Raw genomic sequence first — 22,527 nt, forward strand, 5'->3', positions numbered from 1 at the left:
CCGCCGGGATCGACAGATCCACCCCGTCCAGCACCCGGTGCTCGCCATACGCCTTCCGCAGCCCGACAACCGAAATCGCCGCACTCGTCATCTCAGTTTCTCCTCAAAACGTGGGGGGGGGATAAAGCAGGTCGATTACGGCCGGCCGTGGAAAGCCGGCGGTAAGGCCGTCCCGCGTGTCGCACGGGTCTTACGGGTCTTACGGGTCTCACGAGAGAACCGAATTCGGCGCGCCCTGCTTGCGTGATGCCGCCACGCGGCGGCGTGCGGTGCGCTTGGAAACCCTGCGCAGACCGGTCGTGATGATGCGGGCCGCCGCCATGGACGTGTGACGGAATCCCACGTCGAACATCGGGGGAATCACGACAGCCTCCCCATCATCGCGGCGGTCTCGCGGTGCCGGGTGCACGGGCTCTCACTGAACGCGCGGTGCACGCGGTCACGAACCTCGGGCTGCTGTTCCTGGCTCAGTTTGAACATTCCGTCGGCGTTCGTGACGGTGAACCGGAAGGCGCCGACGGCCGGCATGATCTGGCGGAAGTAGGAGATCGACTCGGTCATGTCCCAGTCGGCGCCGAACTCCTTCTCGAAGGCGCGCACCGTGGACTTGACGACGTGCAGCGTCTGCTCGCCGGGCTCGTCCTCCTCGATCTTCTCCAGCGTCCCGTGGGCGTGCACGGAGGTGAAGTCCCAGGTCGGCGCGGCCGGCGTCTTCTCGTACACCGTCGGCGACACATAGGCGTGCGGACCGGTGAAGGTCAGCAGCACGGTGGCGCCCGGGCGGAGTGCCGCCCAGTGCGGGTTCGCGCGGTTCATGTGACCGAGCAGCGTGGCGCCGACCAGCTCGGACGGTCCGTCACCCGGGGCGTCCGGGTCGGGGATCACGGGCAGGTGGGTCGCGAAGGGGACGCTGTCCGGGCTGGTGCCGTTGCTCACCAGCAGGGCCAGGGGGTTGGTACGGATCAGGTCGACCAGCCAGGAACCGTCCGGTTCCCGGTAGGGCGGTGGAACGAACATCGTGCTCCGCTCCTCTCGGCTACGGATGAGCTGCGGCTGTGCGGTACGCCGAGAAAGCTAGTGACCCCGCTTTTCGCGTCGTTATCGATCGGACTTCGGCGATCGAGTACCGCTGGACAACGGGCGGTTGCATACGACAGCGGGATGCTCCGGGAGCGCGGCCGGCGGCGGGCCGGGAACGGCCGACGATCTTCGGCCACGGTGGCCCGCCGTCTTTGGCTGAAAAGACTTCGATAACGAAAAGGAAAGCGGCGCGGATAGCTTCGAAGACCGAGTCACTGCCCAGGATCGAAGTCAGGAGAAAACATGTTCCATGTGAATTCTGAGGTCGGTGCCCTGAAACACGTGATCCTGCACGAGCCCGGCCTGGACTTCGAGCGTCTGACGCCGAGCAACAAGGACCATCTGCTTTTCGACGACGTCGTATGGGTGTCGCGGGCCCAGGAGGAGCACCGCGCCTTCCAGCAACTGCTCCGCGACCGGGGGACGACCGTCCATCTGCTGCGGGATCTGCTCGCCGAGACCGTCAAGGACGAGGAGGCGACGGCTTTCGTGCTCGACCGGATCCTGGACGAACGCCAGCCCCACCTCGGCGCCGGCCTCGCCGATCTGACTCAGCGCGTGCTGGCCGGGATGGGCCCGGACGAGCTGGCCACCCATCTGCTGGGCGGCCTGAACAAGCGGGAGCTGGTGCAGGCGCTGGGCGAACGGCGGTACGGCCGCTCGCTGGGCCTGGACCTGCTTGCCGACGACGACTTCATCCTGCCGCCGCTGCCCAACTCGCTGTTCACCCGCGACACCAGCTGCTGGGTCTACGACGGCGTCTCGGTCAATCCGATGATGAAGGCGGGCCGCAAGCGCGAGACCGTCAACTACGAGGCGATCTACACCTTCCACCCGATGTTCGCCGGTGCCGGCGCGCGGCGCTGGATCGACGGCGAGGCCATGGCGCCGGCCGCGATCGAGGGCGGTGACGTCGAGGTGATCGGCAACGGCACCGTCCTGATCGGCCTCGGCGAGCGGACCACCCCGGCGGGTGTGGAGATCCTGGCGCGCCGGCTGTTCCAGGCGGGCTCCGCGCAGCGCGTGATCGCGGTGGAACTGCCCAAGGCGCGGGCGCTGATGCACCTGGACACCGTGCTGACGATGGTGGACACCGACGCCTTCACGCTCTTCGCCGGCCTCGACCGCCACGCCCTGCGGTCCTGGACGCTGACTCCGGGCGCCGGCCGCGCTCCCGCCGTCACCGAGAACCGGGACTTCTTCGGCGCGATCGGCTCGGCGCTGGGCCTCGACACCGTCCGTGTGCTGCAGACCCGTCAGGACTCCTACGCCGCAGAGCGCGAGCAGTGGAACGACGGCTGCAACCTGCTCGCCGTCTCACCGGGCACCGTCGTCGCCTACGAGGTGAACGAGGCCGGCAACCGGATGCTGGAGGACAACGGCATCGAGGTGCTGCGCATCCGCGGCGACCAGCTCGGCCGGGGCCGCGGCGGTCCGCGCTGCATGAGCTGCCCGATCCAGCGGGACGCGGCATGAGCACCCTGACCCTGACCCCGCGGGCGCCGACCCCCGCACCGGTCGCACCGGTCACGCACGAGGAGCCGTACGAGCCGGCCGCGCCCCCGGAGCCGGAGCTGTGCGAACCCGCCACGAAACCCGCCACGAATCCCGCCGCGCATCCCGCCGCGGAACCCCTCACGCCCCCGGCGTCGTCCGAACCGGCCTGGCACCTCTCGCCCCACCTGCGGGCGTGGCACCTGGCCGCCTCGCACGTGACGCCGCTGCGGCCGGGGCCGTACATCCCGCCCTGGCACCCGGCACCGCACCTGACGGCCCTGCGCCGCGCGCCGTCCGAACCGACACCGCGTCCGGTGTCGTACGGACCGGCCCCGGACCCGGCGCCGTCCGGGCCGACCTCGCCCCACCACCGCCCGTGCCCGGCGTCCTGAGCCGGCCGCCGGAGGCCGCCGCGGAGGAGCGGTCGCACCGGCCCGCGCGGCACGACACCCCGTCACACCGACCGCACCGACCGAGAGGATCCACTGCCTTGTCCCCGACGACCACCCCCGTCCGCGAGGCCACCCCCCGGCACTACCTGATGTGCCGCCCCACCCACTTCGACGTCACCTACGCGATCAACCCCTGGATGGACCCCGGCAAGCCGGTCGACACCGACCTGGCCATCGAGCAGTGGGAGCAGCTACGCCGGCTGTACCTGGAGTACGGGCACACCGTCGACCTGATCGAACCGATCGACGGGCTGCCGGACATGGTGTTCTCGGCGAACGGCGCCACCGTCGTGGACGACCGGGTGCTGGTGGCCCGGTTCCGGCACGGCGAGCGCGCCGCGGAGGCCCCGGCGTACTACGCGTGGTTCACCCTGCAGGGCTACGACGAGGTCCACCACGCCGAGTACGTCAACGAGGCCGAGGGCGACTACATGGTCCTCGGCGACACCATCCTGGCCGGCACCGGTTTCCGTACCGACCCCCGCGCCCACACCGAACTGGAGCGGACCCTGGGCCGCCGGGTCGTCACCCTCAACCTGGTCGACCCGCGCTTCTACCACCTGGACACCGCGCTGGCCGTGCTCTCGGACACCGAGGTCATGTACTACCCGGGGGCCTTCTCCCCGGAGAGCCTGGCCGTGCTGCGCGAGCTGTACCCCGACGCCGTCCTCGTCGACGAGGCGGACGCCGATGTCTTCGGTCTCAACGCGGTCTCCGACGGGCTGCACGTCTTCCTGCCGGACACCGCGACGGGACTGGCCCGGCAGCTGCGCGAGCGCGGGTTCGAACCCGTCGGCGTGGACCTGTCCGAACTGCTCAAGGCGGGCGGCAGCGTGAAGTGCTGCACGTTGGAGATCCGCCACCGGGCCGAGGCATGAACCGCCCCGCCCCACGCCCGGTGTCACCGGACGCCGAGCACCTTCACCTCACCGTCACCCACGAGCGGGAGAGCAATCATGAGTCTGCGTGAACCCGAGACGTACGACGTCGTCGGCGTCGGCTTCGGTCCGGCCAATCTGTCCCTGGCCATCTCGTTGGAGGAGCACCACGCCAACGTCCTGACCGCCCCCATCACGTCCACCTTCTTCGAGCGTCAGCCCTGCTTCGGCTGGCACCGCAACATGCTGCTGCCGTCGGCGACCATGCAGATCTCCTTCCTGAAGGACCTGGTCACCTTCCGCAACCCGGTGTCGCGGTTCAGCTTCGTGGCCTTCCTGCACGAGCAGGACCGGCTCGCCCAGTTCGTCAACCGCAAGGAGTTCTTCCCGACCCGCCGCGAGTTCCACCAGTACCTGGAGTGGGCCGAGGCGCGCATGTCCAACGTCGTCTCCTACGGCTCCACCGTCACCGCGATACGACGCCCACCGGAGCCCGCCCGAAGTCCGGCCGACGACCATCTGCAGCTGGAGATCAGCGACGCCGTGGGCGGCGGCACCCGGGTGGTCAACGCCCGCAACATCGTCATCTCCACGGGCCTGCGCCCGCGCATGCCCGAGGGGGTGGAGCGCGACGAACGGGTCTGGCACAGCTCGGAGTTCCTGGAGAAGTACGGCAGGGTGAAGCCGGAGGAGCTGCGCAGCGTGGCGGTGGTCGGCGCCGGCCAGAGCGCCGCCGAGATCACCAACTTCTTCTACGAGCAGCTCCCGCACGCCCAGGTGCACGCGATCCTGCCCGCGTACGGCTACTCGGTCGCGGACGACACCCCGTTCGCCAACCAGATCTTCGACGCGGCCGCGGTCGACGACTACTACTTCGGCGACGACCGGGAGCGGGACGCCTTCTGGCGCTATCACCGCAACACCAACTACGGCGTGGTGGACGACGCCGACATCCGCCACCTCTACCAGGTGTCGTACGACGAGGAGGTGGCCGGCGTGAAGCGGTTCCACTACCTCAACCTGACCAAGGTGCGCACCGTCGAGCGCAACGGCCGCGGCCGGACCGTGCATCTGCGCTCCCCGCACGGCCGGGGCCCGCAGAAGCTGGAGGTCGACGCGATCGTCTTCGCCACCGGCTACGACACGATGGACCCGGCGGAGCTGCTCGGCGACCTGGACCGGCACTGCCTGCGCGACGAGTCGGGCAAGCACCGGGTCACCCGCGACTACCGGCTGGTGACCACCCCGGACCTGAACTGCGGCATCTACCTCCAGGGCGGTACGGAGCACACGCACGGCCTGTCCTCGTCGCTGCTGTCCAACATCGCCGTGCGCAGCGGTGAGATCGCGGACTCGATCGTGCGGCGCCGCGCGGAGCAGGACCTGGTGCCGGCCGGGGCCGTGCGGTCCGGCGTCACCGGATAACCGCATCTTTTGCCGGACCGGCCCCCGGGGATTCTTCTCCCGGGGGCCGGTCGGTGTGCCGGAAAAGAACGGTCGGGAAATCCCGGAAGTGCCGCTGAAAGGGAGGATTTCCTCCATGGTGAAGCCTTTCCGGGTTCGGTAAATTCATAGTGCATCCACATGGGAGCGGGTCCGGCTGCGGACCCGGAGGGAGGCGGAACAATGGATTCCACGGCTGGTGCGCTGCTCGCCGGGTCGGTGCTGGTCAGCACGACATCGCTGCTCGCCGCGGGGCTGCTGTGGACCGCGGCCACCTGGAACGGCCGCCGGGCCCAGGCCGACGGCGCGGACACCCACGCGCGGGAGCTGCGCGCGGAGGTCGCCGAACTGGGCCGGCGCGTGGGGGCGCTGCAGCGGCTCCTGGAGGGCGTGGACTGATACCCCCAGGCTGTGGACCGACGGCCCGAGGGTGTGGACCGATATCCCAGGGGTGTGAGCAGATATGCCGGGGTGTAGGCCGATATCCCGAGGGTGTGGCTCGAGGTCCCGTACCGCGGATCTTTATCGCCGCGGGGCAGATGCGTGCTCGTGACGGAACTGGCGTGATATTCCGCCGATAAGGCCGCCGCATAACGTCGTTGTCGCATGAAGACGTGATGCCGGAGCGGCTCACGGTGGAGTGGGACATCCCAGTGGAGGCGACACGCATGACCGGTGCAGACACCCGTGAGAACTCCGGGCGCCCCGAGACCGACAGCGAACACCGGCTGGCCGCGCTGTGGGCCGATGTGCTCGGCGTCCCGGTCGAACGGATCGGGCGGGAGGACAACTTCTTCGAGATCGGCGGCACGTCGAGGGCCGCGGCCCGGCTGGTGATCGCGCTGGAACAGCGGCTGAGCGTCAGCGAGTTCGCCCGTACGCCCACCCTGTCGCAGCTGGCGGGCCTGCTGGACGGCCGTCCGGCCGCCGTCGGGGCCACGGCCGTCGGCGGATGAGATGAGGACCTCTGCGAAGGTGCCCCGCGGGGGCACGCCGAGGCCGTGCGTGACCGGGCTGCCGCGCTCCTGGCGGGGCCGGTCCTCGAACTCGTCCCTGATACCGCCGAGCCGGCCGGGCGACCCGGACCGGCCATGGCCGAGGAAGTGATGCGCCATGCGACTGGTCATCGCCGAGGGATCGGCGATCCTGCGGGCCGGTCTGGCCCACGTACTCGGCGAGCACGGCCACCAGTTGGCCGCGGTCGTCCATGACGCCCGGGTGCTGCCCACCCTGGTCGCCACGCACCGCCCCGATGTTCTCCTCACCAACGTCCGGCTCGCGCCGACGTGGACCGACGAGGGTGTGGGGGTCGCCCTCGACGCCCGGCGCCGGCGCCCCGGCATCGGCGTCCTGCTGTTCTCCGCGACACCCGAACCGCAGCACGTGGCACGGCTGTTCGCCGGCGACGGCAGCGGTCTGGGCTATCTGATCCAGGACCGGATGACCGACGCCCGGGAGCTGCTGGACGCCCTCACCCAGGTGGCCGCCGGCGGCACGGTCGTCGACCCCCGGATGGTGGGCCAGCTCGCCGCCGGCACCGTGCGCGGGCGCGGCGCGGACGGCGGGGGCGAGCTGGACGTGCTCAGCGAGCGGGAGCGGGAGGTGCTCGGGCTGATGGCCCAGGGCCGTACCAACAGCGCCATCGCCGAGCGGCTGATCGTGTCCCGGGGCACGGTGGAGAAGCGGGTGGCGTCCGTCTTCGACAAGCTCGGCATCCCCGGCAGTCCGGACGACAACCGGCGGGTGCTGGCGGTCCTGAAGTACCTGACGGACCAGCGGAACCGGCCGGCGGAGGAGCGGCAGGTTCCGCGGGCGGTGGGCTTCGGCGGGGCGCCGGTGCGGCGGATCCTCGACCGAGTCGCATGATCGAATTGGTCTGGCGCCCGTAATATGCTGGGCCGGTCCGCGACCGATGCGGATGTACATCGCGAAATCTCGAACGTAGGAAAAGGGTAAGCAACCGGGATCGCATTCGTGATCTTGACAACGCAACTAAGGGGCTGCTTACCTGGATTTCGACCGAGTAAATTGCGAGCAATTCAACACGCGTGCAAAATGACCAGACGGGGGGTCGTGTACGTGATCTTGACTAATAATTCCGAGGGTGGAGTGAAGGCGCCGCCATCCAGCCCGACCAGGATGGGGCGGCTCATTTCTCCTCCTCCGAGCGGGCTGCGCAGAGGTCACCCACGCGCCGACCAGGTGCTGACCACGCGCGTCGGTCTGCAACTGCCGGATGTCCTCACCTTCGAGGAATGGGAGCGGGCCGGCCGCCAATTGGCGGGGGTGCTGGACTCCTCCTCGTGGTGGCTGGGCGACTGGCTGACCTACGGGAAGGACCACTACGCCGACCGGTACGAGAAGGGCATACAGTCCGCAGGCCTGCGCTACCAGACGCTGCGCAACTACGCCTGGGTGGCCCGCCGGTTCGACCTGGGGCGGCGCCGGGCGCGGCTGACCTTCCAGCACCACGCCGAAGTGGCCTCGCTGACGAACGAGGAGCAGGACAAGTGGCTCAGCCGGGCCGAGGAGCTGTCCTGGACGACGAAGCAGCTGCGCAACGCCGTGCGTGAGGCGCGCGGCGGCGGCACCGCGAAGCCCAAGGCGGTGGCGCCGGTGCGGCAACTCGCCGTCCCCACCGACCGGTTCGAGCGCTGGATCAAGGCTGCCGAGTGCAGCGGCGTCGAGGTCGACGAGTGGGTGCTGAGCATCCTGGACTCCGCCGCCGAGCAGGCCATCGAGAGCGGGTCCGAGGTCACGCAGGTCCTCGAGTCACGGTCCGCGGAGACTCCGAAGCTGCCCGGCGCCGCGGCCGGCGAGGGGACCACCGCCGACGAGGCCCCCTCGCTCTCCGGTGCCGAGGAGGTCCGTGAGGTGGTACGGGTCGGGGGCTGACCGGACGGGGGCGGACCGCGCCCCGCGCGTCACTCGCACCTCATCACCACCTTTTCCACCCTCACCTTCCGGCCGGCTGTCCTGTCGCCAGGACAGCCGGCCTTTGTGTGAGGGAGGCGAATCCTTACGCAACATTGATGCGGAATCCCCTTGATTCCCGGGGCGGCGCGATGCTGTATCCGACGGCTCTCGGTCTTTCTTCAGAGAAGATATCCGGTTGCTCATCCGGTTTTCAATCCCGAGGGGGTCCTTCGTAATCCTTCGGCATTCCCTCGGACCCTCTCGGCATTCCCTCGCCGGCCCTCTGCATCTCTTTTCCGGCGTGGCGCGCGTAAGGTCCGGCTTGTCGGATTCAACGGATTCGCACGCTGTCCTGCGCAGCTTTCCAGTCAATCCCGCCCCCTGGGCGAAAGTTTTCAGCCAGTTGTTCACAACCGTATCGAAAGCGGGAGTCTCTGCGATGAGTGTTCTCGACCAGATCGTCGAAGGCGTACGGGAGGACCTGGCCGCCCGTCAGGCCCTCACCCCCGAGGCGGAACTGCGGGACCGGGCCTCGGCCCTGCCCGCGCCGCGTGACTGCGCCCCGCTGCTGCGCCGGGACGAGCAGCTGCGGGTCATCGCCGAGGTGAAGCGGGCCAGCCCCTCCGCCGGGCCGCTCGCCGAGATCCCCGACCCCGCGTCGCTGGCCGCCGAGTACGCCGCCGGCGGGGCGGCCGCGGTGAGCGTGCTGACCGAGCAGCGCCGGTTCGGCGGCTCGCTGGCGGACCTGGCGGCCGTGACCGCCCGCGTCGACGTCCCGGTGCTGCGCAAGGACTTCGTCGTCGAGCCGTACCAGCTGTGGGAGGCCCGCGCCTACGGTGCCGAACTCATCCTCCTGATCGTCGCCGCCCTCCGCCCGGCCCGGCTGTCCGAACTCCTCGCCCAGGCCCGGGAGATCGGCCTGACCGCGCTGGTCGAGGTGCACGACGAGGCCGAGGCGGACATCGCGGTCGCCGCCGGCGCCACGGTCATCGGCGTCAACAACCGCGACCTGAAGACCCTCCACGTCGACCCCGCCACCTTCGCCCGGGTCGCCCCCCACCTCCCCGAGCACGTGGTCCGCATCGCCGAGTCCGGCATCCGCGGCCCCGAGGACGTCCTCGCCTACGCCGAGTCCGGCGCCGACGCCCTGCTGGTGGGCCAGGCCCTGGTCACCCACGGCCACCCCCGCACCGCGGTCACGAACCTCCTCGCGGCCACCACCTCGACCCCGGCGACGGCCTGACACCACCCGGCGGCTCTCCGAACGCCGGGCGGCACGAGGATGCCCGGCCCGTCCGGCGTTCGAGGACGCGGCCGTTCAGGCCGACGGGGGTCCGGGGATGCGGCCGTTCAGGCCGACGGGGTCCGGGGATGCGGACCCCGGGGGCTGGTGGCGGTCAGCCCGACCGCCGTTTGCCGGTCACCTCGACCCATCGCTCCAGCACCCGTTCCGCCGCGCCCGAATCCACCGCCTCCGCGGCCCGCTCCACTCCGACCGCCAGCCGCTCGGTGATCGACCCGACGCCCGTACCCTCCGCCCCGACCGCCACCAGTCCCGCCGCCGCCGACAGCAGCACCGCGTCCCGCACCGGACCCCGGGCCCCGCCGGCCAGCACCTCCCGTGCCACTCCGGCGTTGTGCACCCGGTCGCCGCCGCGCAGCGCCTCCGCCGACGCGAAGGCGATCCCGAGGTCCCGCGGGTCGAAGGTTTCCTCGCGCACCTCGCCGTCCGTGACCGACCAGACCGTGGAGGTCGTGGTGACCGTCAGCTCGTCCATCCCGTCGTCGCCCCGGAACACCAGACCTCCGGACCCGCGCCGCGCCAGCACCCCCGCGAGCAGCGGGGCGAGCCGGGCGTCGGCCACCCCGACCGCGCTCGCCACGTCCGGCGCCGGGTTGAGCAGCGGCCCCACCGCGTTGAAGACGGTCCGCACCCCGAGTTCCCGGCGCGGCACCGCCGCGTGCCGCATCGCCGGATGGAAGGCCGGCGCGAAGCAGAACGTGATGCCCGCCTCCTCGGCGACGGCCGCGACGTCCGCCGCCGGCAGCTCCAGGACCACGCCCAGCTCCTCCAGCACGTCGGCCGAGCCGCAGAGCGAGGACACGGACCGGTTGCCGTGCTTGACGACCCGCACCCCGGCGCCCGCCGCCACGATCGCCGACATGGTGGACACGTTGACGCTGTGCGACCCGTCGCCGCCGGTGCCCACGATGTCCACGGCCGGCCCGGGCACGTCGAGCGGCACGGCATGCCGCCGCATGGCGGACACCAGCCCCTCGACCTCCTCGACGGTCTCGCCCTTCGCGCGCAGCGCGACCATCAGTCCCGCCAGCCGGACGGGCCCCGCGTCACCCGACATCACCTGGTCCATGGCCCAGTCGGTCTCCCGCGCGGACAGGTCCTCGCCGTCGAGCAGCGCGTTCAGCAGAGCGGGCCAGGCCGGGGCCGGTGAACCGGCGGGCACGGATACGGCGTTCACGTGAATTCTCCTCGGACGTCGAAGGGCTCAGACGTACGTCGACGCATGCGAAAGAAGGACTGGAAGAGAAGGCGGGACAGGAAGCCGGGCAGGAGGGCGCCGGAAGGGAACGCGCACGCACAGCCCACTCTGCGGCCGCCCGCGATCCGGCCGCCAGACCACTGACCCCCGGGAACTACGGTCCATTGCCGGCCGGTTCGGAAAGGAGCACACGGCCATGGCCCTGCACATGGCGGTCGAGGTGGTCAGGGACTCCGAGGTCTCCCTGACCGCGCAGATACAGAGCTTCATCAAGCGGGAGATCACCCAGGGAGGCCTCCACCCGGGCACCCGCCTGCCCTCCAGCCGCCGCCTCGCGCACGACCTGGACGTCTCGCGCAGCGTCGTCGTGGAGGCGTACGGCCAACTCGTCGCCGAGGGCTACCTGGAGGCCTCGCAGGGCGCCGGCACCCGCGTCGTACGGCATCTCGCGCCCGGCGAGAAGGTCGTACCGACCCTGCTCGACGAGGACCGCACCCCGGACGTCCGCTGGGACCTGCGGCCGGGCGGCGCCAACCTCCCGCCCTTCCCGCGCGCCGAGTGGCTCACCTGCTACGAGCGTGCCGTGCGCGCCGCCGCGCCCTCGGCGCACGCCTACCCGTCACTGGCCGGGGACCCCGGGCTGCGCCTGGAACTGGCCCGCTACCTCGGCCGGGCCCGGGGCGTGCGGACCGCGCCCGCCCAGATCGTCGTCCTCGGCGGGTTCTCCCAGGCCCTCGGCCTGCTGTGCGGGGTGCTGCGGCGCGCCGGGGCGGACGCCATCGGCGTGGAGGACCCGGGCCATCCCGGGCAGCGCCGGTTCGCCGAGGAGTGCGGGATGCGCCCCGTCCCGCTGCCCGTCGACGAGGCCGGCCTGGACGTGGCCGCGCTGGCCGCCACCGGACTGCGCGCCGTCCTGGTCACCCCCGCCCACCAGTACCCGACCGGCGCCACCCTGCACGAGGAGCGCCGCGAGGCCCTGGTCCGCTGGGCCCGGGACACCGGCGGCCTGATCATCGAGGACGACTACGACGGCGGCCTGTGGTACGCCCGCGGCCCCCGCCCGCTGGCGCTGCAGCGCCGCGCCCCCGAGCACGTCGTCTACGCGGGCACCGCCAGCAAGTGCCTGGCGCCCGGCCTGCGGCTGGGCTGGCTGGCCGCGCCCGCGGAACTGGTCGGCCGACTGCTGCGCGAGCGCGCCCGCTACGACCTCGGCGGCGAGACCCTCACCCAGCTGGCCTTCGCGGAACTGCTGCGCTCCGGGCTCCTCGACCGCCATCTGCGCCGGCTCAACACCCAGGTGCGCTCCCGCCGCGAGGCCCTCGACGAGGCCGTGCGCCGCCATCTGCCCGGCGCCGCCGTCCTCGGCCCGGCCGCCGGGCTGCACGCCTACCTCCGGCTGCCCCGGCACACCGACGAGGGCGCCCTGGTCGCCGGGGCGCTGCGCCGGTCCGTCGCCGTACGCGGCGGCGCCGCCTTCCGCGCCCGCCCCCGGCCGGGCGCCCCCGCCCTGGTCCTGGGCCACGCCCACCTGCCGCGCTCGGGCATCACCGAGGCGGTGCGGATCCTCGGCGAACTCACCCGCCGCTGAACAGAGAGGCAACCGGTTCCGCACCCCTGCCAGACCAATCGCCCGGCCCCGATACGGACCACTTCGCCATTGCTTGACGGAGCCGGGTCACCCGCATTGAGCTGAATGAAGTTCCGGCCGACGAAAGGGACTTGCGATGAATGATGCGCCCGCCGACTCCTGGCGCGCGTTTCCGGCGGCACAGCAGCCGGAGTGGCCCGATGCCGGAGAACTCCGCGACGTGACGCAGTGGCTCTCCGCCGCGCCGCCGCTCGTGTTCGCCGCCGAATGCGACCTGCTGCGCCGGAAGATGGCCCAGGTCGCCCGCGGCGAGGCGATCCTGCTGCAGGGCGGCGACTGCGCGGAGACCTTCGACCGGCTGACCGCCGAGGCGATCCGCGGCAAGCTCCAGACGCTGCTGCAGATGGCGGTCGTCCTCACCCACGCCGCGGCCCTGCCCGTGGTCAAGGTGGGCCGGATGGCCGGCCAGTACGCCAAGCCGCGCTCCAGCTCCGTCGAGCTGCGCGACGGCGTCGAGCTGCCGTCGTACCGCGGCGACGCCGTCAACGCGCTGGAGTTCACCGCCGAGGCCCGCCGCCCCGACCCGTGGCGGATGAAGCGCATGTACGAGAGCTCGGCCACGACGCTGAACCTCGTCCGCGCCCTGACCATGGGCGGCTTCGCCGACCTGCACCAGGTGCACGCCTGGAACCAGGGCTTCGTGGCCGCCTCCGACTCCGGTGCGCGCTACGAGGCGATGGCCGACGAGATCGACCGCAGCCTCGCCTTCATGAAGGCCTGCGGGGTCGACATGGGCAACGTGGCGACCGCCGAGTTCTTCGTCGGCCACGAGGGCCTGCTGCTGGAGTACGAGGCGGCCCTGACCCGCACCGAACCGGTCACCGGACGGACCTACGCGGGCAGCGGCCACCTGCTGTGGATCGGCGAGCGCACCCGGCAGCTCGACGGCGCCCACGTCGAGTACTTCTCGAAGATCGCCAACCCCATCGCGGTGAAGCTCGGCCCCACCTCCACGCCCGACGACGTCCTGCGGCTGATCGACCGCCTCGACCCGGCGCGCGAGCCCGGCCGGCTCACCTTCGTCGTCCGCGCCGGCGCCGAGCGGGTCCGGGACGTGCTGCCCGCCCTGGTGGAGAAGGCGAAGGCCGAGGACGCCCCGGTGTGCTGGGTCAGCGACCCGATGCACGGCAACACCGTCACCGCGCCCAGCGGCCACAAGACCCGCCACTTCGAGGCCGTCCTGGACGAGGTGCGCGGCTTCGTGGAGGTCCACCACGCGCTGGGCACCCACCCGGGCGGCATCCACGTGGAACTCACCGGCGACGACGTCACCGAGTGCATCGGCGGCGGCAACGCCATCCTCGAGGAGAACCTGCACCACCGCTACGAGACGGCCTGCGACCCGCGCCTCAACCACACCCAGTCGCTCGACCTGGCCTTCCTGCTGGCCGAGACGTTCCGGCAGCACCGGGCGTAGGTACAAACGCAAAAGCCCGCCTTCATCGAGGCGGGCTGAAGCGTACAGCTGGTCGTGGTGCCCCCAACGGGATTCGAACCCGTGCTACCGCCTTGAAAGGGCGGCGTCCTAGGCCGCTAGACGATGAGGGCAGTATGAACCAGCCCCTTGCGGGGCTAGAACAACGTACCGGATGGCGGGGAGTATCGCCAAAACGGTTTACGGCCTGGACGGGCTCGGCGTGGCGCCCGGCTGCCCGCGGCGGAGCCGCTGATCGACTCAGTCCTTCGGCAGATGGCGGCTGACCTCGGCCGTCGTCTGCCCGAGGCCGCCCAGTCTGATCTCGTCCCACGCCTGGAGCCGGCGGCTGTCGCGGTCCAGGTACAGGATCGACGCCTCGATCGGGGCCGGGTACTGGCGCTCCACCGCGCGCAGCCCGCTGCCGCCCGTCGAGCCCTCCATGCGCAGCCGGGTGCCGTACGGCAGGATCTCCGTTCCCTCGTGGTGCAGGTGCCCGCACAGCACGAGCGGCACCGTGCCGTCCGTCTCACGGGCCGCCGTCGGCTCGTGGGCGACGGCGATGTCCACCGGGGTGCCCGCGGCCCGCTGGTCGCTCAGTGCCGACGCCAGCCGCGCGCCCGCCAGCCGCTCCGCCGCGTCGCCGCCCGGCGCCACGGAGCGGTCCGGGGTGAACTGCGGGTCGCCCATGCCCGCGAAGCGCAGCCCGGCGACCGTCTCCGCCCTGCCGTCGTCCAGGACGTGCACGTTCCCCATCCGCGCCAGGTAGCGCTGGGTGGTCCGGGAGTCGTGGTTGCCCCGCACCCACACATAGGGCACGCCCAGATCGGCGACCGGGTCCAGGAAGCCGTTCTCGGCCGCCGTGCCGTGGTCCATCGTGTCGCCGGAGTCGACGATCACGTTCACCTTGTACTGGGCCACCAGCGAGCCGATGATCTTCCAGCTCGCCGGGTTGAGATGGATGTCCGACACGTGCAGGACCCGGATGGTGGAGGGGTCCGGCTGGTAGGCCGGGAGCGTGGACGTGACGTCGTACAGCCTCGTCACATTGGTCACCAGACGGGCCAGTTCCTTCTGGTAGACGTCGAACTCGGTGACGATGCTGCGCGCGTTGCCCACCACGGACGGCGCCGAGGACAGCAGCCCGGAGAACCTCGGCTCCAGCACCGAGTTCTTGTTCCAGGTCGCGTACGCCGACGCCCCCGAGGCCGCGAGCAGGGTGAGGGCGAGGCCGCCGGCGGCCACGGCGCGGCGCGGGCGGCGGTAGACGGCGAGCCCGAGGGCCGTCGCCCCGGAGACCACGGCGACGCAGGAGCGCACCGCCAGGTCGAGCGTGCCGTGCCGCACGTCCCGGGCGACCTCGTCCTGCAGGCCGGACAGCCGCTCCGGGTGGTCGACCAGCGCCTGGGAGCGCATCGGGTCGAGCTGGTCCACATTGACGTCCAGGCGGACGGGGGCGACATGGCTGTCCAGGGTGAGCGCGCCCAGCGGCGACACGTTGATCTTCGTGCCCCCGCTGAGCGAGGGGCGCAGCGCCATCGTGGTGTCCATCGGCCCGACGGGCGCCCGTACGTTCCCCACGGCCAGCAACCCCAGCCAGGCCCCCGCGAGCACGACCGCGACCAGTCCCAGCGCGCTCAGCCAGGGGTGCGGCCGGGCGGCGAGTTCGAGCACGGGCAGCGGCCGCCCGGACCCGCGCCGCCGCCCCCGCGCACGGCGGACCCGCTCCGGGATCCGGACCGGCAGGCGCTCCAGGGCTGCGACGAGGACGCGGGCCATGGGTGCCCGTATGCCCACGCCCCGGCCCGGATATGCGACGTTTCGCCGCTCTCATCGCACGAGGCCGCCCGTCCCCAGCTCACCGACGGCCGCGCGCCGCCGGCTCACCGGTGGCCGCTCGCCGTCAGCCCCAGCCCAGCTCGTGCAGGCGGGTGTCCTCGATGCCGAAGTGGTGGGCCACCTCGTGGACGACCGTCACGGCCACCTCGTCGACGACGTCGTCCGCCGTCTCGCAGTAGCGCAGCGTCGGGCCCATGTAGATCGTGATGCGGTCCGGGAGGACCCCGGCGTACCACTCCCCGCGCTCCGTGAGCGGGGTCCCTTCGTACAGGCCCAGCAGCTCCGGGTCGTCGGCCGAGGGTTCGTCCTCGACGAAGACGGCCACGTTGTCCATGACCCGCGTCAGCTCCGGCGGGATCCGGTCCAGGGCCTCACTCACCAGTTCTTCGAACCTGTCGCGTGTCATCTCCAGCACAAGGCCATTGTCGGGGAGGACACCGCGGACCGGGGGTACGCCGGGCCCGGACGAAGCCCCGGGTACGGGTGAGCCGGTTCGAACAGCGGGCGTGTCCTCTTGCGGGCGGCGGGAGTTGGGGAGGTGGATCCTTCCCCTGTCCCGGAGGTGGCCGCCGTGCGCCCCTTGTACGTACCCGTCCGACTGGCCGCCGCGGTACTGGCCGTCGCCACCGCGGCCGGCTGTGTGAACGTGGGCGACGACTCCGGCGGGGCCCGGCCCACCCACTCCGCGGGGCAGCACGGCGACCAGGCGTCCGACGGCGGCCCGGCGGCCGGCGGCGGCGCGCAGGGGTACGGCGAGGAGGAGGCCGGCGACGGCAAGCACAGGCGCGGCGGCAAGAAGAAGCCGGGGAAGTCGGCCTCCGCCTCCGCCTCCCCCTCCCGGGCGGGCAGCGCGTCACCGGCACCGCCGAAGCCGGGCGAGCCCACGACGCCCGGCGACCCGGAGCCGACCAAGGCCCCGCCGCCGCCCCCGGAGACCTCCGCCCCGCCCGAGCCGCCGGCCTCGCCCCCGCCTCCGCCGCCCTCCGAACCGCCGTCGGCCGAGCCGTCCTCCTCGGCCCACGAGGAGCCCGGCCCGCAGCTGGTCGAGCGGGAGCCGGCGCCCGCGGCGGGCGTCCCGGCGTGACGTGCGCCACTCTCACGGCCTTTCCGCGCGGATGTGACGCAGCTCGGTTTGCCTTGAGGGGTGGAGGGTGCGTATGGTGGTAGATCGTTTGATCCCATTTGCCCGGCGCCACCACAGAGCGCGCCGTGTGGCGCGTACTCTCCCTTGCCGTGGCGGACCGCATTGAGGCGGTCGTAATGCGACTCACGGAGTTGACGGGCGCGTGCCGAAGAGACTCCGGAAGGTTTCGCATTCGCATGTCCGTGTCCAGTACTGATCAGATCGTCATGCCCGAGAACGAGAACGAGCTCGTGGACGTGACGACCGAGGTCACCGAGGCCGTCGAGGCCGCTGACACCACCCCCCAGATCACCTTTGCCGACCTCGGCCTGCCCGAGGGCGTCGTGCGCAAGCTCGCGCAGAACGGCGTGACCACCCCCTTCCCGATCCAGGCCGCGACCATCCCGGACGCCCTGGCCGGCAAGGACATCCTCGGCCGTGGCCGCACCGGCTCCGGCAAGACCCTCTCCTTCGGCCTGCCGACCCTGGCCCAGCTGGCCGGCGGCCGCACCGAGAAGAAGCGGCCCCGCGCCGTCATCCTCACCCCGACCCGCGAGCTGGCCATGCAGGTGGCCGACGCCCTCCAGCCGTACGGCGACGTCGTCGGCCTGAAGATGAAGGTCGTCTGCGGCGGCACCTCGATGGGCAACCAGATCTACGCCCTGGAGCGCGGCGTCGACATCCTCGTCGCCACCCCGGGCCGGCTGCGCGACATCATCAACCGCGGCGCCTGCTCCCTGGAGGACGTGCAGATCGCCGTCCTCGACGAGGCCGACCAGATGTCCGACCTGGGCTTCCTGCCCGAGGTCACCGAGCTGCTGGACCAGGTCCCGGCGGGCGGCCAGCGCATGCTCTTCTCCGCCACGATGGAGAACGAGATCCAGACCCTCGTCGACCGCTACCTGAACAACCCCGTCTCCCACGAGGTGGACGCGGCCCAGGGCGCGGTGACGACCATGTCCCACCACATCCTCATCGTGAAGCCCAAGGACAAGGCGCCGGTCACCGCCGCGATCGCCTCCCGCAAGGGCCGCACGATCATCTTCGTCCGCACCCAGCTGGGCGCCGACCGCGTCGCCGAGCAGCTGCGCGACGCCGGCGTGAAGGCCGACGCGCTGCACGGCGGCATGACCCAGGGCGCCCGCACCCGCACCCTGGCGGACTTCAAGGACGGTTACGTCAACGTCCTGGTCGCCACGGACGTCGCGGCCCGGGGCATCCACGTGGACGGCATCGACCTGGTCCTGAACGTGGACCCGGCCGGCGACCACAAGGACTACCTGCACCGCGCCGGCCGCACCGCCCGCGCCGGCCGCACCGGCACGGTCGTCTCCCTCTCCCTCCCGCACCAGCGCCGCCAGATCTTCCGCCTCATGGAGGACGCCGGCGTCGACGCGGCCCGCCACATCATCCAGGGCGCCGGCGCCTTCGACCCGGAGGTCGCCGAGATCACCGGCGCCCGCTCCATGACCGAGGTCCAGGCCGAGTCCGCGGGCAACGCCGCCCAGCAGGCCGAGCGCGAGGTCGCCCACCTCACCAAGCAGCTGGAGCGCGCCCAGCGCCGCGCCACCGAGCTGCGCGAGGAGGCCGACCGGCTGGTCGCCCGGGTCGCCCGCGAGCGCGGCGAGGACCCTGAGGCCGCGGTGGCCGAGGCCCAGGCCTCCGCCGAGTCGGCCGTGGCCGAGGCGGTCGTCGCCGAGCAGCCGGCCGAGCGCGAGACCGACCGCGAGGAGCGCCGGGAGCGCCGCACCTTCGACCGCGACCGCGGCGAGCAGCGCGGCGACCGTGGCTTCGACCGCGACCGTCGTGACGACCGTGGCGGCCGTGGCTTCGAGCGTCGCGACGACCGTCGCCCGTTCGACCGTGACCGCCGTGACGACCGTTCCGACCGCGGCTTCGACCGTCGTGACGACCGCGGTGGCCGCACCTTCGAGCGCCGCGACGACCGTCGTGACGACCGCCGTCCGTTCGACCGTGACCGCCGTGACGACCGCGCCGGCCGTGGCTTCGACCGCGACCGTCGTGACGACCGTGGCGGCCGTGGTTTCGAGCGCCGCGACGACCGTCGCCCGTTCGACCGTGACCGCCGTGACGACCGTTCCGACCGCGGCTTCGACCGTCGTGACGACCGCGGTGGCCGTGGCTTCGAGCGCCGTGACGACCGGGGCGGCTTCCGCCGGGACGAGCGCGGTGGGCACCGGGGCAGCGACCGCCCGTTCAACCGCGACCGCCGCGACGACCGTCCGGGCTTCCGCTCCGGTGGCCACGAGCGCCCCTTCGGCCGCCGTGACGACCACCGCGGCGGCACCGGCTCCTTCGGCCGCCGTGACGACAAGCCCCGCTGGAAGCGCAACGGCTGACACCGGGTGACGACCTGACAAAGGGCCCGTACGACATCGTTCGTACGGGCCCTTTCGCGTGTCTGTTCGGGAGGCGCTCGGAAATGACTCCGAGCGCCTGTGAAGTACAGGTAATATCGGGCGACTTTCGAGGGGGACGCGACGGCCGGGGCCGGGGAGATCGCGAGCGGCGTACGTCCCCCAGCCGTTCTTCGGGGAGGACCCACCTTGGCTCACCACGCCCTCGCACGCCGTTCCCGCGCGAGACGCGCGGCGCTGGCCGTCGTCGCCTCGGCCGCGCTGACGGCCGGACTCGGCCCGCTGCTGCCGTCCGCCTCGGCTGCGCCGGACACCCCGCAGGAGACGGTGGTGCCGGCCATGTACCGCAGCACGTACACGTCGGCGTCGCTCTTCAACGCCGACGTCGCGAACGGCCCGACCGGCGCCGGTGCCCAGGGTGTCTTCCACTACCTGGAGGGTCACCCGGGGCGGCTGGTGTGGACGCGTTACTCGGACGGCCGGTCCTTCGACGCGCCTACGGCCCCGGTCGATGTGATCGCCCGGGGGACGAGCAGCGATGTGCTCTCCTACCGCCACAACGACGGCCGGGTCGAGCTGTGGAACGCCGTCGACGGCACGACGAGCACGGTGCAGGTCCCCAAGGGACAGAGCGTCCTCGGCGTCTACGGCAGCACGGTCGCCGCCTATGAGGAGGCCACCGGCGTCGACGGGACCGTCGTCAGGATCTACCACCTGCTGACCGCCGGGCCCGACGGCACCACGCGCGACGTGACCGTCCACGGCGGGCCGGCCGGCACGACCCTCACGCGTCCCCTGGCCGGGGACGCCACGGGGCTGGTCGTCGCCGTCAAGGCAGCGGACGGCGCCCTGCGGATGGCCGCGGTCGACCCGGAGACCGGTCAGGTGGTGAGCTGGAGGCCCGCGCTGCCGTACGGCTACACCCTGACCAAGCTCTCGCCCGAGCACCTCGTCGTGTACCGCGGCTCCGACAGCACCACGGCCCTCGTGTTCTCCCGCGCCGACCTGGGGGCCGCCCCGGTCGAGGTCCCCCTGGACACGGACAGAACGCCCGGCGGCCGGTCCGTCGGCATCTCCGTGGTCGGTGACTGGATCGTCCACCGTCCCGGTACCAGTGGGCGGGTGACCGCCGTGCCGATCGCGGGCGGTGACCCGGTCGCTCTGCTGACCGCCTCGAACAGCGGCGTCTCCGCCGCCCCCGACGGCACCGCCGTCGTCGTCGGCCGCACCGGCGCCGACGACTGGGGCATCCAGCGCATCCGCGCCGGAGCGGACGGCAGGCCGGTGGTCGACATGGTCAAGCCGCTGCCGAAGCCGCCGGTCCCGATCCAGGGACTCTCGCTGGACCACGGGCAGCTCGTCGTGGCCGACGAGAGCTACAACGGGGTCCGTGACTCCTACGGCCGGACGGTGGCCCCGACGGGTACCCCCGAGTTCGGGGAGCGCTCGTCCTTCGACGGACGCGACGTGCTGGTGGGCGACTGCCCGAGCACGGACCTCGGCTGCTCCCAGCTCTTCGGGACGGCCGACGGCCGGGTCGCCTGGATCAGCAAGGGCTCGGGGACCGATGACATCCTCCGGGTCGACGGGCCCGCGCAGTACTCCCTCTGGGAGCGTGGCGTGCCCGCCGGCGCCCGGATCACCGACGTCTCGGGCCAGTACCTGATCTACACCACCGCCACCCAGCAGACGGTCGTCAAGATCGGCAACAGCGGTGCCGCGGCGGTGACCCGCACCCCCGTGGCCGCCGCCCTCTCCGGCGACGTCCTGTGGTCCGCGACCGCCACGCCCGGCGTGTTCACCGCCTACAACCTGACCACCCGCAAGGTCACCGAGACCCTCACGACCGACGCCGGCTGCGTCCCCACCGAACTCCAGGCGCTGGGCCGCTGGCTCTACTGGGCCTGCGACGGCAAGGCCGGCGTCTACGACCGTACGGCGGGCAGGTCCGTGTCCGTCCCGGTGGACGAGGCGAAGCTCGGTGACGGCTACGTCGTCACGCACGACAAGCAGGCCGGGAAGCTCGTCCTCACCGCCTTCGCCGACGGCACCCCCGCGAGCCGGGTGATCGGCGACCTGCCCGACACCGGCCTCTCCCAGCGGGACGTCCGCTGGACGGTGGACGAGTCCGGCGGCAACGTCGCGTACGTCGACGACCAGGAGCGCGTCCACCTCGTACCGTCGGGCGTGCCGCAGCAGCCGCTGCGCCTGCTGGCACCGGCCGAGAGGGCGTCGTACGTCGAGGCGCACGAGATCGACACCGTGCCCGACACCCTGGCCACCGTGCTGCTGTCGAAGCCGGCCTCGGGCTGGAAGCTGACCGTCCGCAACCGCGCGACCGGCAAGGTCTACGACGGCACCCGTGGCGGGCAGTCGGCGCGTGGCGAGCTGACCGTCGGATGGTTCGGTGACGACCCCGTGCAGTCCCGGGCGGACTTCGTGCCGAACGGCACCTACGACTGGACCCTGACCGTCACTCCCGCCGACGGCACCGGCGCTCCGCTGGAGGTGCGCGGCACGGTCCGGCTGCTGCACGCCCACCCGGTACGCCACGACCACGTGGGCTCCGACGGGCTGCCGGACGGCACCGCCGACCTGCTCACGCTCAACTCCTCGGGCACGCTGACCTTCCAGCAGGGCACGGGCAAGGGCACGTTCTCCGGGAAGGTGTCCGGGGGCGGCTGGTCGACCAAGGCGCTGGCGGTGCCGTTCGGCGACCTGGACGGCGACCGGTGCAACGACGTGCTGGTGCGCATGAGCGACGGCTCGCTGCGCGGCTACAAGGTCAAGTGCGGTCTGGCCCCGCAGCCGACGATGGCGTACAAGAAGCTCGGCACCGGCTGGAACGCGTACAACGTGCTCACCTCGCCGGGCGACCTCACCGGCGACGGGCGGGCCGACCTGCTGGCCCGCAAGGCGTCCACCGGGGACGTGTACCTCTTCGCGGCGAAGTCCGACGGCTCCCTGGCGGCCGCGAAGAAGATCCGCTCCGCCTGGACCGGCTACACGAAGATCGTCGGCGCCGGGGACCTGAACGGCGACGGCATCGGCGACGTCCTCGCCCGGGACAAGGCCGGCACGCTGTACCGCTACAACGGTCTGGGCAACGGTCTGCTGAAGGACCGGGTGAAGGTCTTCTCTCAGTGGGGGGCCTCGTACAACGTGATCGTCGGCGTCGGTGACGTCACCGGCGACGGCAAGAGCGACCTGGTCGAGCGGGACACCGCGGGCAACCTCTACCGCAACGACGGCGACGGCAAGGGCTCGTTCGGCGCGCGCACGCGGATCGCGACGGGCTGGCAGATCTACAAGGGCCTTTTCTAGCCCCGTTTTCGGCCATCCTGTGGCGCATGTCACG

General features: G+C 71.9%; 19 protein-coding genes and 1 tRNA gene. 14 read left to right on the forward strand and 6 right to left on the reverse strand.

Annotated elements, in window-relative coordinates; genetic code table 11:
- Positions 1-208 precede the first annotated feature (208 nt).
- Entirely contained in the window at positions 209-364 is a 156-nt protein-coding gene (locus ABZ865_RS40940) for a hypothetical protein (protein ID WP_361242308.1), read from the reverse strand.
- Complete coding sequence (locus ABZ865_RS40945) at positions 361-1,017, reverse strand: FMN-binding negative transcriptional regulator (protein WP_361242311.1); 657 nt, start codon at positions 1,015-1,017, stop codon at positions 361-363. The genes ABZ865_RS40940 and ABZ865_RS40945 overlap by 4 nt, the downstream gene beginning before the upstream one ends.
- 306 nt (positions 1,018-1,323) lie before the next feature.
- Between ABZ865_RS40945 and ABZ865_RS40950 the strand changes: the two genes are divergently transcribed.
- From ABZ865_RS40950 to trpC, 9 genes are all read left to right on the forward strand, one after another.
- Positions 1,324-2,556, forward strand: a complete 1,233-nt coding sequence (locus tag ABZ865_RS40950; protein WP_361242314.1) for an arginine deiminase — start codon at positions 1,324-1,326, stop codon at positions 2,554-2,556.
- Positions 2,553-2,969 (forward strand): hypothetical protein, encoded by a 417-nt coding sequence (locus ABZ865_RS40955; RefSeq protein WP_361242316.1) that lies wholly within the window; start codon positions 2,553-2,555, stop codon positions 2,967-2,969. The genes ABZ865_RS40950 and ABZ865_RS40955 overlap by 4 nt, the downstream gene beginning before the upstream one ends.
- Positions 2,970-3,067: 98 nt before the next feature.
- Positions 3,068-3,907, forward strand: a complete 840-nt coding sequence (gene ddaH / locus ABZ865_RS40960) for a dimethylargininase (protein WP_361242319.1) — start codon at positions 3,068-3,070, stop codon at positions 3,905-3,907.
- Positions 3,908-3,985: 78 nt separating this feature from the next.
- A complete protein-coding gene (locus ABZ865_RS40965) occupies positions 3,986-5,332 on the forward strand; it encodes a SidA/IucD/PvdA family monooxygenase (RefSeq protein ID WP_361242322.1) in 1,347 nt (448 codons plus the stop codon).
- Between the two features lie 201 nt (positions 5,333-5,533).
- Positions 5,534-5,749 carry a hypothetical protein gene (locus ABZ865_RS40970; RefSeq protein ID WP_361242325.1) on the forward strand — a complete coding sequence of 72 codons (216 nt, stop codon included), beginning with the start codon at positions 5,534-5,536 and terminating at the stop codon, positions 5,747-5,749.
- A 269-nt stretch (positions 5,750-6,018) separates the two neighbouring features.
- Complete coding sequence (locus tag ABZ865_RS40975; protein WP_361242328.1) at positions 6,019-6,306, forward strand: phosphopantetheine-binding protein; 288 nt, start codon at positions 6,019-6,021, stop codon at positions 6,304-6,306.
- Between the two features lie 157 nt (positions 6,307-6,463).
- Complete coding sequence (locus ABZ865_RS40980; protein ID WP_361242330.1) at positions 6,464-7,216, forward strand: response regulator transcription factor; 753 nt, start codon at positions 6,464-6,466, stop codon at positions 7,214-7,216.
- 336 nt (positions 7,217-7,552) lie between these two features.
- Positions 7,553-8,245 (forward strand): LmbU family transcriptional regulator, encoded by a 693-nt coding sequence (locus ABZ865_RS40985; protein ID WP_361242333.1) that lies wholly within the window; start codon positions 7,553-7,555, stop codon positions 8,243-8,245.
- 460 nt (positions 8,246-8,705) lie between these two features.
- Positions 8,706-9,509 (forward strand): indole-3-glycerol phosphate synthase TrpC, encoded by an 804-nt coding sequence (gene trpC, locus ABZ865_RS40990; protein WP_361242336.1) that lies wholly within the window; start codon positions 8,706-8,708, stop codon positions 9,507-9,509.
- A 154-nt stretch (positions 9,510-9,663) separates the two neighbouring features.
- Here the strand turns inward: trpC and trpD are convergent, their stop codons facing one another.
- Positions 9,664-10,746, reverse strand: a complete 1,083-nt coding sequence (gene trpD, locus ABZ865_RS40995) for an anthranilate phosphoribosyltransferase (RefSeq protein ID WP_361242338.1) — start codon at positions 10,744-10,746, stop codon at positions 9,664-9,666.
- A gap of 217 nt (positions 10,747-10,963) precedes the next feature.
- Between trpD and ABZ865_RS41000 the strand changes: the two genes are divergently transcribed.
- Both ABZ865_RS41000 and ABZ865_RS41005 read left to right on the forward strand, forming a co-directional pair.
- Positions 10,964-12,355, forward strand: a complete 1,392-nt coding sequence (locus ABZ865_RS41000) for a PLP-dependent aminotransferase family protein (protein ID WP_361242341.1) — start codon at positions 10,964-10,966, stop codon at positions 12,353-12,355.
- Positions 12,356-12,491: 136 nt separating this feature from the next.
- The gene (locus ABZ865_RS41005; RefSeq protein WP_361242344.1) at positions 12,492-13,832 is read left to right on the forward strand and encodes a class II 3-deoxy-7-phosphoheptulonate synthase; all 1,341 of its coding nucleotides are present in this window, start codon (positions 12,492-12,494) and stop codon (positions 13,830-13,832) included.
- A gap of 55 nt (positions 13,833-13,887) precedes the next feature.
- Here ABZ865_RS41005 and ABZ865_RS41010 read toward each other — a convergent pair.
- The 3 genes from ABZ865_RS41010 to ABZ865_RS41020 all read right to left on the reverse strand — a co-directional run bounded on the left by ABZ865_RS41010 (position 13,888) and on the right by ABZ865_RS41020 (position 16,083).
- Positions 13,888-13,963, reverse strand: a tRNA-Glu gene (locus ABZ865_RS41010).
- Between the two features lie 127 nt (positions 13,964-14,090).
- A complete protein-coding gene (locus ABZ865_RS41015; RefSeq protein ID WP_361242347.1) occupies positions 14,091-15,608 on the reverse strand; it encodes a metallophosphoesterase in 1,518 nt (505 codons plus the stop codon).
- A 124-nt stretch (positions 15,609-15,732) separates the two neighbouring features.
- A complete protein-coding gene (locus ABZ865_RS41020) occupies positions 15,733-16,083 on the reverse strand; it encodes a metallopeptidase family protein (protein WP_361242350.1) in 351 nt (116 codons plus the stop codon).
- Positions 16,084-16,206: 123 nt separating this feature from the next.
- On the opposite strand from ABZ865_RS41020, the gene ABZ865_RS41025 reads away from it, so the two are divergent.
- From ABZ865_RS41025 to ABZ865_RS41035, 3 genes are all read left to right on the forward strand, one after another.
- Entirely contained in the window at positions 16,207-16,752 is a 546-nt protein-coding gene (locus ABZ865_RS41025) for a hypothetical protein (RefSeq protein ID WP_361242353.1), read from the forward strand.
- A 236-nt stretch (positions 16,753-16,988) separates the two neighbouring features.
- Positions 16,989-19,151 (forward strand): DEAD/DEAH box helicase, encoded by a 2,163-nt coding sequence (locus ABZ865_RS41030; RefSeq protein WP_361242356.1) that lies wholly within the window; start codon positions 16,989-16,991, stop codon positions 19,149-19,151.
- Positions 19,152-19,358: 207 nt separating this feature from the next.
- Positions 19,359-22,493 carry a VCBS repeat-containing protein gene (locus ABZ865_RS41035; RefSeq protein WP_361242359.1) on the forward strand — a complete coding sequence of 1,045 codons (3,135 nt, stop codon included), beginning with the start codon at positions 19,359-19,361 and terminating at the stop codon, positions 22,491-22,493.
- The last annotated feature ends 34 nt before the right edge of the window (positions 22,494-22,527 follow it).

It is taken from the genome of Streptomyces sp. NPDC047085 (assembly GCF_040643735.1).
Taxonomy (GTDB): domain Bacteria; phylum Actinomycetota; class Actinomycetes; order Streptomycetales; family Streptomycetaceae; genus Streptomyces.

Excerpts from the sequence above, each read along its gene's own strand:
- ABZ865_RS40945 (WP_361242311.1), bottom strand. The coding sequence starts at position 1,017 with ATGTTCGTTCCACCGCCCTACCGGGAACCGGACGGTTCCTGGCTGGTC.
- ABZ865_RS40950 (WP_361242314.1), top strand. The coding sequence starts at position 1,324 with ATGTTCCATGTGAATTCTGAGGTCGGTGCCCTGAAACACGTGATCCTG.
- ABZ865_RS40955 (WP_361242316.1), top strand. The coding sequence starts at position 2,553 with ATGAGCACCCTGACCCTGACCCCGCGGGCGCCGACCCCCGCACCGGTC.
- ABZ865_RS40965 (WP_361242322.1), top strand. The coding sequence starts at position 3,986 with ATGAGTCTGCGTGAACCCGAGACGTACGACGTCGTCGGCGTCGGCTTC.
- ABZ865_RS40970 (WP_361242325.1), top strand. The coding sequence starts at position 5,534 with ATGGATTCCACGGCTGGTGCGCTGCTCGCCGGGTCGGTGCTGGTCAGC.
- ABZ865_RS40975 (WP_361242328.1), top strand. The coding sequence starts at position 6,019 with ATGACCGGTGCAGACACCCGTGAGAACTCCGGGCGCCCCGAGACCGAC.
- ABZ865_RS40980 (WP_361242330.1), top strand. The coding sequence starts at position 6,464 with ATGCGACTGGTCATCGCCGAGGGATCGGCGATCCTGCGGGCCGGTCTG.
- trpC (WP_361242336.1), top strand. The coding sequence starts at position 8,706 with ATGAGTGTTCTCGACCAGATCGTCGAAGGCGTACGGGAGGACCTGGCC.
- ABZ865_RS41000 (WP_361242341.1), top strand. The coding sequence starts at position 10,964 with ATGGCCCTGCACATGGCGGTCGAGGTGGTCAGGGACTCCGAGGTCTCC.
- ABZ865_RS41005 (WP_361242344.1), top strand. The coding sequence starts at position 12,492 with ATGAATGATGCGCCCGCCGACTCCTGGCGCGCGTTTCCGGCGGCACAG.
- ABZ865_RS41015 (WP_361242347.1), bottom strand. The coding sequence starts at position 15,608 with ATGGCCCGCGTCCTCGTCGCAGCCCTGGAGCGCCTGCCGGTCCGGATC.
- ABZ865_RS41030 (WP_361242356.1), top strand. The coding sequence starts at position 16,989 with ATGTCCGTGTCCAGTACTGATCAGATCGTCATGCCCGAGAACGAGAAC.